Annotated in this window: 7 protein-coding genes; all 7 read right to left on the bottom strand. The window is 46.6% G+C overall.

The window, feature by feature from the left end; all coding sequences use genetic code 11:
• Window positions 1-36 precede the first annotated feature (36 nt).
• The 7 genes from FSB84_RS14485 to FSB84_RS14455 are packed head-to-tail and all read right to left on the bottom strand — an operon-like array spanning window position 37 to window position 12,697.
• Window positions 37-1,335 carry a MutS-related protein gene (locus tag FSB84_RS14485; RefSeq protein ID WP_225980073.1) on the bottom strand — a complete coding sequence of 433 codons (1,299 nt, stop codon included), beginning with the start codon at window positions 1,333-1,335 and terminating at the stop codon, window positions 37-39.
• Between the two features lie 7 nt (window positions 1,336-1,342).
• Complete coding sequence (locus tag FSB84_RS14480; protein WP_158643904.1) at window positions 1,343-3,664, bottom strand: Gldg family protein; 2,322 nt, start codon at window positions 3,662-3,664, stop codon at window positions 1,343-1,345.
• Between the two features lies 1 nt (window position 3,665).
• Window positions 3,666-4,598 (bottom strand): ABC transporter ATP-binding protein, encoded by a 933-nt coding sequence (locus FSB84_RS14475; protein ID WP_207234155.1) that lies wholly within the window; start codon window positions 4,596-4,598, stop codon window positions 3,666-3,668.
• Window positions 4,599-4,621: 23 nt separating this feature from the next.
• Window positions 4,622-6,931, bottom strand: a complete 2,310-nt coding sequence (locus FSB84_RS14470) for an ABC transporter permease subunit (protein ID WP_130538658.1) — start codon at window positions 6,929-6,931, stop codon at window positions 4,622-4,624.
• Window positions 6,932-6,963: 32 nt separating this feature from the next.
• Window positions 6,964-7,737, bottom strand: a complete 774-nt coding sequence (locus FSB84_RS14465) for a hypothetical protein (protein ID WP_130538657.1) — start codon at window positions 7,735-7,737, stop codon at window positions 6,964-6,966.
• Window positions 7,738-7,758: 21 nt separating this feature from the next.
• Window positions 7,759-9,216: a RagB/SusD family nutrient uptake outer membrane protein gene (locus FSB84_RS14460; RefSeq protein ID WP_158643903.1), complete on the bottom strand. Its 1,458-nt coding sequence runs from the start codon at window positions 9,214-9,216 to the stop codon at window positions 7,759-7,761.
• Window positions 9,217-9,232: 16 nt separating this feature from the next.
• Window positions 9,233-12,697 carry a SusC/RagA family TonB-linked outer membrane protein gene (locus tag FSB84_RS14455; protein WP_158643902.1) on the bottom strand — a complete coding sequence of 1,155 codons (3,465 nt, stop codon included), beginning with the start codon at window positions 12,695-12,697 and terminating at the stop codon, window positions 9,233-9,235.
• Between the last annotated feature and the right edge of the window lie 66 nt (window positions 12,698-12,763).

Genomic DNA, 12,763 nt, shown 5'->3' with positions numbered 1-12,763 from the left:
TGTATTGATTTTAATTGTTTCACTTCCGCTATTCGCTTAATCCTTTTTCCCATTTTTCAAAGTATCGAGTATCCCTTCATTCCGGATAATGATCATACCATGCCTGTCTTCAGAAACACCTTCTTCCAGCCTGTAAGTATATTCCGGCACATGGCCGTTCATACGTGTAGGCAAAAAATGGAAAGCGATATTCTCTTTTTGTTTCAGCACTTCCCCGGCTTCCACAATATGGGAGGAGATGATAAAGAGACTATTGGTCCTTCCGGCAAATCCAAGTGTAACGGCAATAGTGCCTTCATTGGCGTCTTTCACGTTGGTGCCTCGGAACAGTTCATCGAAAATGATGAACAGGGATTTGCCTGTGCTCAATTCCGTTGCCACTTTTTTCACACGCAGCACTTCCGCGTAAAAGTGACTGGCGCCGATACCAAGATTATCCGGCAGGTTGATGGTGGTGTAAATTCCATCCATCACCGGGAATTCCATTTTTTTCGCAGCCACGGGAAATCCCATATGCGCTATGTACATCGCGGTGCTGATAGCCCGGAGGAAAGTACTCTTGCCGGCCATATTGGCGCCGGTGAGGAACACTACATTGCTCTGGCTGTTCATCCCGAAATCATTGGCCACCGCTTCTTTCAACTCGGGATGATAAACGCCTTCCAGTTTCAACAGGCTATCTCCTTTTGAGTTGGGAACAGGGAATACGAATTTCCGTTGATTAGCGATACCGGCCACGGAGATGAACACATCCATCTGATACACGAACTGCAGGGCCGCCATTATCTTATCGCGCTCCCTGACCCGGATCAGCACATCGAATGCGGTCACTGCAGCATAAGACAGTTTATTGCCTGGTCTTTCATTGAACACGGGCGCCAGCTCAGCACTGTCCAGCACCGTTAGTAACGCAGACCTTTCATCATCCAGGTGTGGTATCTTACTCACATCTCCTTTCAGGAGAAAACCCTTCATCACATGCATCAGGTCCAGCACGGCAGCAACGCCATTACCTACCTCTTTTTCGCTGAGGGATATTTTCTGTGAAGCATCATTACCGGCAGCGCCACCATGGGTCATATATTTTTCCACACTGTCCAGCGTAGAACCCTTAAACGGGAATTGGGTCTGCATACCGGCGAAAGCAGCAATGATTGCGGCCCTCCTGGTGATGGCCTCCCGTTCAGCAAGAGGAGCTTTGAACAATTGTTGCAAGAGACTTTCCCCGCCGCGCGTGAAAGTATTGTTGTAGATATCGTAGATACCGGTTTGATCGCGTTTGGCAAACAACCTTAAATCCTCTATCGTTTGATCATCTGTTTGTAAATACATCATATTATTTTTATTTCCTGTTCCTGCGTACCAGTATGATGATCCCCATGATGATGAAGACAACAGGCAGCACAATAAGGTAGACAATATACAAAATCCTGCCGGTATCTTCCCCGATAAGGAATTTTGTGTCGATGGGCAGCGGCCTGTTGGTATATTTGGGGAATTCATTGTACACAAGCCAACTGTAAGCTGCATTCGCAAATGGTCCGCCTTTTCCCCGGAAATCACTCATAAAATCCGCATCACCGGTAACAACGATCCGTTGCTCCTTATTGTTGACCTTACGGGATAGCTTAACCGCTGTTGCATATTGTGTCATACGCAGATCCCCTTCTGCCGGAGCATACACGGGCGCAGCAGAATCCACTACCAGAACGCCGTTCTCTATCCAGGTGGAATCATCGCCATACTGCATGAATACCGGCTCTGCTTTGAATCCGTCTTTTTCCTGCACGGTTACAGCTGTGCTTCCGGCAAATTTATGACGCAGGGTCATTCTCTTATCATTCCTGTACCTGAACAGGAAAGGCTCATCCGCCATCCGGTTGCCCGGGCTGGTGATCACCGGCTCAAAGATATGCGGCATTTCATCTTTCGTGGGTTTTACGATGGTGCCGTTTTCCAGTTTTACACCAATGGTTTGCAGGATCGGGTTCAACATCTGCTGCTTGCCTGGCTCGCCATAGAAAATGGTATTGCCGCCTTTAGCGATCCAGCTCAGTATTTTCTCTTTTTCCGTTTCAGTATAAGCGGATTTAGGATCGGCAATTACCAGCACTGCTGTGGAGTCAGGAATGTCCTGCTGCGCAAGGTCAATCGTATCCGTATCGATCCCTTCATTGATGAGGGATTCCTCCCCTGCTTTATAGGTGGTTGATATCCTGAATTCCTTTTCGCCCGCTTTAAAAGGACTCCTCTCAAAATGCCCGGTTGTGAACAGCATCTCAGGCATTGAAGTACCTGTCAAACGCCTGATGGCTGCAGACACATGCATCTCCAGTGGCCATGGCTCGGGCCTGGAAGGGAATACGCGTAACCAGGCTTTCTTGCCCTTGTATGCCAGCTGCATCACCAGTATTTTTTCTTCCTCACTCAGATCGATGATCTTCCTGATCTCTTGCGGCATTTTGAACCGGTCAACAGAAAGCCTGCTGGCAGTAGCATTCTCCTCTGCTATCTCATGGATCGATTTATTGGGATAACGGGCATGGAAAGCCGCCGTATCCCTGTCCATCAGGTCATAATAGTAAACATAGTTCAGTTGGATATTGGGATGGAAGCGTATATACTTCTCCCAAAAATCCCAGATGTATTTATTCCTGGCCTGCGGCAATCCGTGGTGCATGGCAGGATCAAAAAGATTGGTGTACAAGGTCACTTTCAGCGTATCGTTCCCCAGCTCTGCCACTACATCCTGGGTAACGGGCATGATGGTGTTCTGCTCATTCCTGCTTACATCGGCATAGAGAATATAGCCAGGCCTCGAACTGAAATAACCTATCAGCAAAGACACAGCGATGATGGAGAGGTAACGGGAAAGGTTTGTCCGCCAGCCCACCATTTCATGAAAGCTGCGCAGCCTGATCAAACTAAAACCAATGAACATGGCAATGATCACAAGGAAATAGATGAGATCCCGGCTCGTGATCAGGCCACTGGCCAGACTCCTCACCCTGCCGTTGATAGATAAGAACCAGGTGAGATCGCGCACGAGATCATATTGCTGCCATACTGTTCCCATGATCTGCAGCAGGAAGAAAACAACAAAAGTGAACACGCCCGCCACGATCTGATAATTTGTAAGACTGGAAATGAACAAACCGATAGAAACATAAGTGGCTGCCAGTAAGAAATATCCCAACAACGCACCGGGCAACACATGGAAATCCATGTTCCCGATGGAGAATGCACCGGCGCTCATCAGCAATATCAATAACAGGAATAATATACAGATGAATCCCATCAGTCCGAGATACTTGCCAAACACAATATCCCGGGGCTTTACAGGGGAGGAATAAAGGAGTTTGATGGTACCAGCATTGAACTCCTTATTGATCACTCCCATGGTGAGTAAAGGGATGAACAGGTATAGATAATTGGTAACTGTTTCGTAAAGTCCATCGAACATCATATTGGTCAGCGAGTGGCCCCACCCGTCCCATGTGGAAGATACTTCCTGCATACCTTCCTGCCAGATAGAATACATGTACATCATGATCACGAACCGCAAACCGGTGAGCAGGAAAAAAGCGATACCAACCACCCATGCAATGGGAGAATAGAACAGGCTGCGCAGTTCGGCCCTGGCTATTTTTGCAATGATTCTCATATCAGTTGGTGGGGATGGATTGAGTGGATAATTGTTTGAACACATCGTCGAGCAGCGACTTCTCATAATTGATCTCCTTCAACCGCCAGTTCTGCTGAATGCTTTTTGCAACAACAAGCTCAGCAATATCGGCGCCGTCCTCAAAATAGACCCTCACCTGTTTGTCTGCGAGAAATTGCACTTTGGTAACGCCGGGAATGGCCATCAATGATTCTTCCGCGGGCATATTCTCCAGGCGCACCAGCAGTGTCTGAGGTTGTACATAATTATTGAAAGCATCCATTGTATCTGAAAAAACGATACGACCTCCTTCGATCATGATGATATCGCGGCAAAGTATATTGATCTCAGAAAGCACGTGCGAGCTGAGTAATACGGTATGTTCTGCTGCTATCTCCCGGATAAGTTTTCTGGCTTCGATGATCTGGTTGGGATCGAGCCCGTTGGTAGGCTCATCCAGGATGATGAGCTCTGGTTTGTGGATGATGGCCTGTGCAATGCCTGCACGCTGGCGGTAACCGCCGGAAAGGTTTTTGATCAGCCTGGAACTGAAATGCCCGATGCCACATTTTTCCATGGCTTCATGAACTGCAGCCTTCACTTTTTGTTTGGGAATGAAACGAAGGTCTGCTGCATAAGTGAGATATTCCTCAACGGTGAAATCGAGGTACAGCGGCAGGGTCTGTGGCAGAAAGCCCAGCTTCGCTTTGGCCAGCTCCGGTTGCTGCCTGATATCGATGCCATCGATCCAAACCTTTCCCTCTGTGGGTTTCAGCACGCCGCAAACAATATTCATGATGGTGGACTTGCCTGCTCCGTTGGAGCCAAGCAGTCCAACCACTCCGTGCTGGTCCAGTTCGATATTGATATCACGCACAGCCCAGGAGCTGGTGTATTTGTGCGACAGGTTTTCTATTTTCAGGATTGTGCTCATTATACTAAGTATGAGTTTAAGAATTATTTACGCTTTCTTCTGATCAGCAGGATGGTCCCTGCGGCAATAGCAATGCCCGGAAGTATGTACACGAAGACCCACCTGATCTTTTCAGAGGTTTTCCTTCTGATGGTAAGCAATTGATCTACCGGAGAGGGATAGTTGAAATAGAAAGGATATTCATTTCGAAGTAACCAACTGTATGCTGCGTTCTTCCAGGCTGCTCCCGACCCTCTGATGAGGCTCATGAAATCAGACTCGGCAGTTACAATGATCCTTTGTTCGCGGTTATTGATCTGGCGTGTCAATTTAATACCCGTCACATATTTTTTCTCTTTTACATCACCTTCTGTGGGTGAATAAACGGGCGCTGCAGAATCGGGAACAAACTGTCCACGCTCCCGCCAGGTTCCGGTTGTATCGGTCATTTCAAAAATGGGCTCGATCCTGAAACCATTGGCTTCTTCATACCTTATGCTGGCCGTTCCGGGGAAATAGATTTGTATCGGCACTTTTTCGTACCTGAATTTCCAAAGCACTTCTTCATCTGCCATGTATTTGGCTGTATCTGTGACCTCCGGCAAAACCATATGCGCCATTTCATTCTTATTGGGCTTCACGATGATGCCATCTTCAAGCTCTACGCCAATGGTTCGCAAAACCGGGTTCAGCATCAACTGCTTGCCGGGCTCTGCATAGAAAATAGCATCACCACCGGAATTGAGGTATTGTGTTATTTTTTCCTGTTCATCAGGTGATAAAGCGGATTTTGGATCAGCCAGTACAAATATGCCTTTGGAAGGAATACTGCTCTTGCCGAGATTCAGGGTATCGCTTTTTACACCCAGGTTCAACAGTGCGCCCCTGCTTAATTTCAGCATTGCCTGTCCGCTGTATTCCCTTTCCCCGGACTTGAACGGACTGCGTTCATAATGGCCGGTTGAAAAGTATAATTGTGGAATACTGTCCCGCGTGAGCATTGATATGGCGCCGGCCACCTGGTCCTGATCGGGCCAGAATTTAAAATCCTCGAAGGTCCGCAGGAAAGTTTTCTTTCCTTTATACTCCAGCTGCATCACAGCCCTCAGTCCTTCATCCTGCAGATTGATCATTTTCCTGATCTCAGCCGGGGTTTTGAAAATGGATTTCGGGAGACCATTCAGTCTGATGAATTTTTTGGCTACCTCTTCAAGAGTTTTATTGGGATAAGTTTTTCTGAACATGGTATCATCATCCATCAGATCGTAATAGTACACATACCCGAAATCGATGTTTGGATGGAAACGCTGGTATTTCCCCCATACACCCCACAGGTACTGATTCCTTGCCGAGGGAAAGCCATTGACGCCGGTAGGATGCATGAGATTTGAATAGAATGTAACTTTCAATGGCCCATCCCCCAGTTCCTCCACCACTTTCTGAATAGCCGGATGAATGGTGTTTACCTTACCTCTTGTAACATCCATGTAACCGATGAAATGTGGCTTTGATGTAAGGTAGCCCAGCGCAAGCACCACCACCAGGAGGGCAATATACCGGGCAAAGAAAAAATACCATTTCCCTGATTCCTGCCGGTTATGCAATCGCAGGAAAGTAAAGCCCACAAACAAAAAGATGATCAGAAAAAAATAGGCGAGGTTATTGGTGGTTATCAATCCACCCAGGAAACTGTCTACCCTTCCTGCAATATTCAGGAACCAGCTGAGATCCCTGAAGAAATCATGCTGCTGCCAGAAGATCGACATATTTGCCAGTACGATAAATAATAGAAAAGTACACAAGGCCGCTACCACCTGGTAATTGGTGAGACTGGAAACATACAGGCCGATAGCTGAATAGGTGCAAGACAGCAGGAAGATCCCCAGCAATGCGCTCATGAAGACCTTGTATTCTGCCTGTACGATGGAAAAATAGCCGGCGATCATCAGGAATGCCACAGGCAATAGCAGGATCATGTTATAGATCACCAGTCCCAGGTATTTTCCAAGCACGATATCACGGGTACGCACAGGCGAAGAACCGAGAAGCCTGATGGTCCCACCCTGTATTTCCCTGCTGATAACGCCCATGGTCAGGAGCGGAATAAAAAGGAAAAGATTTTCCAGCAGGTACCGGTAGGCGCCATCATACAGTAACATACTCAGCGGCCTGTCGAAGCCTTTCCATTCTTTCGAATTATCCTGGTAGAACTGTTGTTGCGAGGCAACATTCACAAGAAGGTCGCTGAACTGCATTCCTGCCAGTATCAAAAAGGCAACAACGATCACCCAGGCAACAGGCGAATAGAACAGGTTACGCAATTCCGCCTTTGCGATTTTAAAAATGATTCTCATTATGTATGGTAAGATTAGTGGATACTATTGCATTAGTACAATCTTGAAAAAGCAAATTCGGGTTCGCTATATCCGGTAGTGCCCCTGGCTCCTTTGAGTAATACCGAGTAAACCCTGTACAGGTATTGCTGACTTCCCACCAATGGCCAAACCTCTTTTGACCAGGTAGCCAATAATTCATCGGTAGCAGCATCGCGCATTTCAAATGTCAGGTATTCGATGGATCGGTTAACCGGTATCGTTATAAAATCCACCAATCCCTTATAGGGCAGATTGGCGGCTATTACATTATCGGTGGCGCCTTTCTGAATGATCTTTACAGGACCTCCCTGAATAAAATTGATGAAACGGATGGCGCAGGCGCTGTCGCCCACCCCAAAATAAGGAAGGGGTGAATCTTTGAAGAACATCGTATCCATCGATGCTATAGGCCCTCCTGCAATGAAGGTATAGCTTGCTCTTTTTTGCAGGTTGAGCATCATAGAGAAGGCGGGCTTATGACCGGGCAGTGTATCCGGTATCACATGCAGGGTAAAGGGGACCTGATCTTCATGGATATTTTGCCGCCTTTCCTCTCCCTGGGAATTGTAATCCCTTGCGAAATTATAGCTGAAAGGTTCGGTATCAGAAAACCTTGCTATCACGGGTCCATAAGCATGATAAGCGCCATATATCCTCAATACGGAAAATTCAGGTGAAACTTCTTTTTGTTTCTTACAGCCGCCCATTGCAAAACTCAACAAAGTAATGAGTAATGATAAGGAGCAGAAGGTTTTGAAATATTTTGAAAGGATCGAATGTTTCATACTTCTAATTTTTTTAACTGTTCAGAGTTGCTCGTATCCCGGGTTCTGTGAGAGCGCAAAATTTGCTTTCAACTCATTAACAGGAAGAGGATACAATAACTGAAAATCTCCCTTCCATGGATTTTTGAAGCTCACTTGTTTAAGTACTTCCACGGCCTTCCCTGTTCTTTTCAGATCGAACCAGCGGTGTGCCCATTCAGAGAACAGTTCTTTTCTTCTTTCATCCGCTACCGCTTGTATCACTTGCGGGGCAGTAAGTGAATAAGGAAGGTCGTTCAACCCGGCTCTTTCCCTGATCATATTCAGGTCATCGATGGCAACTGAAGTATTGCCTGCATTGAGCAGGATAGCGGCCTCGGCCCTGATGAGGAACAGCTCTGCAAGACGCAGTACAACGGAGTTTTCATCGGTGATGCCTGTTTTGGATCTGTTCTTGTATTTGTGCGGCATATAGATGATCTGCCCAAATCCATTCGGATATTCAGCAACCCAACTTGTACGCCGGTCATCGTTTGATTCAAAAGCAGTCAGTAAACCCGGGTAGATAGTATAAGAACCAAAACCTTCTCCAAAAAGGGGAAGCCATAATTTGGCATCCGGCGTACAGGACTCTCCATATATTCTTGTCTGCGACAATTGCCAGATGATCTCTTTGCTATTCTCTTTGAAAACGAGGTTGAGATCAGGTTCCAGCACATAGAGATCGTTCCTGTTGATCACATTGGTGGCGATGTTGATGGCGTTCTGATATTGTCCGTCAAACAGGTAAGCCCTTGCAAGCAATGCCGCTGCTGCCCATTTATTGATGCGGGTCCGTTTTCCGTTACTTGCCCTGAAGTCTTCATGCAGATCAGCGCTTGCTTCAGTAAGGTCTTTTATGATCTGTTGATAGATCACAGAAACCGGTGATCTGCTCAGGTTCTTTGTTTGGTTGTAATCGATCGTGAGCACGAGCGGCAATTCTCCGTAAAAATTCGTCAGGTTGAAATAACTGAATGCCCTGATGGTTTTGGCTTCTGCTGTGAGTTGTTTCCTGGCGCTGTCAGTGAGCAGGTCTGACTCCGATGCAGCAACACCTTCAATGATGGCATTGGCGTCATAGATAGCCCGGTAAGCAGATCTCCAGATTTCGTTCGGCAGAAAGGCGTTCAATACATTGAGATTATTAACGCTCAACATCCATTCCTGCGCAGTGTTCTGACTCCAGGGATATACTTCATCCGCCGACATGGCGCCACAGAAGCCTGCCAGGCCCGCGGAAAACTGCAGCCTCTCAGCTGTCTGGTTGGGTTGAATTCCATTGATCATCATACTGTAAACTCCACCCAGCGTCCATTCCGCCTGCTCATTGTTACTGAACACCTGCTCAGTGGTGATGGTATCTATGGGAGAATCAATGTCCACTATTTTTTTACAGGAAGCTATCGAGCAAAACAACAGTATCCATATGATCGTTCTTGTAGTGATTTGTATTTGCATAAGACTCGATTGAATGTTAAAGACCAATACCAATTCCTGTTGAGAACTGTCTTTGAACCGGGCCGGCATATAAAGACATTTGTGTTTCCGGATCAAGCCCCTTGTATGGAGTGATATAACCAAGATTGTTCACAGCAAACTTGATCCTGCAATCCTTCAAATGAACTTTATTGAGCCAGCGGTAGGGGAAACTGTAGGATACAGACAATTGGTTGAATTTGATATAGGAAGCATTGGCGTAATAACCGTCTGACCTTGTGATCTCATTTACCGGGTTGGTAGTAAAGCGGGGATATGAGGCAATATCTCCAGGTTTTCTCCACACCTTGTTCTTTTCACTATCCGGCAGATAGAAATTTTTCATTTCCCCCATAACACCGCTCAGGTAGGGGATGGCGCCTATCTGATTTCTGAAAGTCATTCCCGTACTGAATTGCAGATCTTTCCAGTTTACCACCAGTTGCAGGCCACCCTGGTATTTCGCGTCATCGGTATTAATCACTACAGAGAGGTCAGACCTGGAGTCCAGCAAAGGATACCTGTCGTACTGAGCAATATACCCATCTTTGCTCCTGTCTTCAAACGTAGGATTCCCGGAGAAAGGATCTATGCCTGTATAATGAAGCAGGTACTGATTACTGATAGACCTGCCCACCACATAAGTTTGGGCATATGGAGATTCTTCAAGATTGGGATACTCTTTTAATTTATTCCTTTGAATATCCATGTTCAGCGAAAATCCAATGGACAGGTCTTTTGAAACTGAAATCCTGCCTGAAAGACTGAATTCCCAGCCAGTATTTAGTACCAGCGCATCCAGGTTCCCAAGTGCCGAAATGAATCCTGTATATTCCGGAGTAGGGATTTCCAGCAACTGATTTCCTGAAAGTTTCCTGTAATGGGTCACATTCAGGACCAGCGCGTCTTTCAGCAGGGCTAGCTCTGCTCCATAATTCACCTGAGAGGTTGACTCCCACTGGTATTGCTGGTTCACCGGCTGGTTGATCCTCATAGCGGGAAGGTTTTCATAATCCGGGAATCGCTCACCATTGCCTGCAAGAATAGTCCATCTGCTCAGGTACTCGTAATCTCCGGTTGAACTTGAACCGGTGGTACCATATGTAGTGAGCATTTTCAGGGAGCTTACCCATTTTGGTAATATCCTGTCCAACCATTTCTCATTAGAGAGTATCCAGGAACCACTCACAGAGCCAAAATTTCCGAACTGCCTGCCGGGAGCAAACTTTGAAGAGCCATCCCTCCGAAGGTTTACATTCAGGATATATTTGTTCTCATAATCATATCTCAGTGAGGCAAGCAAGCCAATACTCCTTGCTTCCGCAAAGCTTAGCCCAACGTTACGGATCATGGCATTATTGATATTCTTCATCATGTTGTCATTCGGGTATCCCAAACCGTAAGAGGCAACTGCCTTGGAGGTTTGTTTTACATATTCAGCGGTCAGTCCGATGTCCATTGTTCCTTTTCCAACATATCTTTTGTATCGCAGTCCTCCGTTGATATTGATGGTTTTGCCGGTGGTTTTGCCGAAGTAGGCCATGGAAATTCTTGTAAATGCAGGATCCTGGGAAGCCAATGGCCTGAAACTGGAATTATCATTGTCATAAAAGATATGACCACCGGACATGCTTACAGAAAGACCACGTAACAATTCATAACTGGCGCTGAGATTGGAGGTGAAAGTAGCAGTCTGACTGGGATTGCTCAGGAATAGTCCTGCGAACGGGTATACAGTTGTAAAAGTTGTACGCCATTCGCTAAAATTGGCATTCCCTTCTTTTGTGAACGCATCAGGGGCGTTGGGAGGTAAAAAGATCGCATCGGTTCCAACTCCATAGGTTGTATTATCAGTTAATCCGAGGATGGAGTTGAAAGCAAGCTGTAATTTTTGATTAGTGCTCCTGTGAGTGATATTAGCGCTCAGTCCACCACCTTTCGATTTGCCGGAGAAATTCAGCAGCTGGTCTGTTTCAGTGTAGTTGGCACTGAACCGGTAATTGGTATGACCAACTCCCCCTGAAACATTTAGATTATAGGTCTGACTCTTTCCTGTTCCCAACAGGAAATCCTGCCAGTCCACCTGTCTGTTGGGGTCCCATTTGACAAGATCGATAGCATTGTCCAGTGTGGGAGTAATGCCGTCATTTTTGAATGCTTCTCTCCGGACTGCCAGGTAATCTGCTGTTCCCATCAGTTTGATCTTGCGCGTGGGTGTAACAATACCAAAATTGGCATCCACATCCACACGGGTGGGACCGGGTTTTCCTCTTTTGGTGGTGATCAGGATCACACCATTGGCAGCACGCGCACCGTATAGGGCGGTGGCATCTGCATCTTTCAGGAAATCTATACTTTCAACATCTTTGGGATTAACGAAAGCAAGCAGGTTCTCCCCACCGTTGTAATTCAGGCCAGCCTGCATAGGTCCGGATGTATAGCCAGGCGTGAGATAACCCATTGTTTCCTGGTGAGAAAGTGGATTCAGCGGTATACCGTCCAGCACATACAAAGGATCGGTGTACGAATTTGGGTTCAGAGAATTCCTTCCCCTGATCTGTATTTTGACAGGGGAGTTGGGTTTTCCATTGTTGAATATCACATTCACACCAGGGATCCTTCCCTGCATGGCTTCCTGCAGATTGGCCACCGGTGTTCTGCTGATATCCTCACCTTTGATAGTGCCGATACTGCCCGTAGCCATACGCCTGGTGGTGGAGCCATAAGCGATCACCACTGTTTCATCGAGCTGACTGGTACCGCGTTTCAGAAGGATGAGCTGATCAGTCAATCCTCCGTTTCCGATCACTTCAGCCTTGCCATTCTCACCCACCCTGTTCAATGAATTGTTCAGGATACGCACATGAATGGTCTGATAGCCGATAGCAGAAACAACGATCAATGCATCATCGGGAATATTGGACAAAATGAAACGTCCATCAGTACCCGCAGATACTCCTTTGGATGTTCCTTTTACAGTAACTGATGCGCCGGACAAAGCAGCGCCATTCATATCAGCGATGCGTCCTGAAATTGTAACCGGAGGAATGATCACCGGTATCTTCACCGTTACCTGCAGTTTTTCCGGAATCGCTTCCAGAGTTGGAGTGATGGTGATGGTCTTACTGGCGATGGTATAGGTAAGGGGTTGGTGTTCGAATATTTTCTTCAGGAAATCCGGCAATGGCATTTCCTTCACGGAGAAGCTCACCGGCTGTGTGTTCAGTAGTGTTTGTTTTGTGTAGAGGAAAAAATAGCCTGTCTGTTTTTCCACTTCCGTAAAAACTGTTTCCAGCGGAACATTGTTTCCCGAGTAAGTTACATTTTGCGCAAGCCCTTTGGCGCCGGCGTGGAATACAAAAGCGATCAGTAGTACAATTGTGAGTTTCATCACCATCAGTGTTTTGGTCAGGTACCGGCGCCTCCTCCAGGCAGGCCGGTACCCATGAAGGGATTTTTGCATAAATTGCATCATGTTTTGGTTGTTAGACTAATACGTAACTGTTATCTCGAATCAACCGGAACTGTT

The sequence above is a fragment of the Pseudobacter ginsenosidimutans genome, from assembly GCF_007970185.1.
GTDB lineage: Bacteria > Bacteroidota > Bacteroidia > Chitinophagales > Chitinophagaceae > Pseudobacter > Pseudobacter ginsenosidimutans.
Note: the sequence above shows the minus strand (reverse complement) of the source record. Positions and strands in the feature narration are given on the sequence as shown.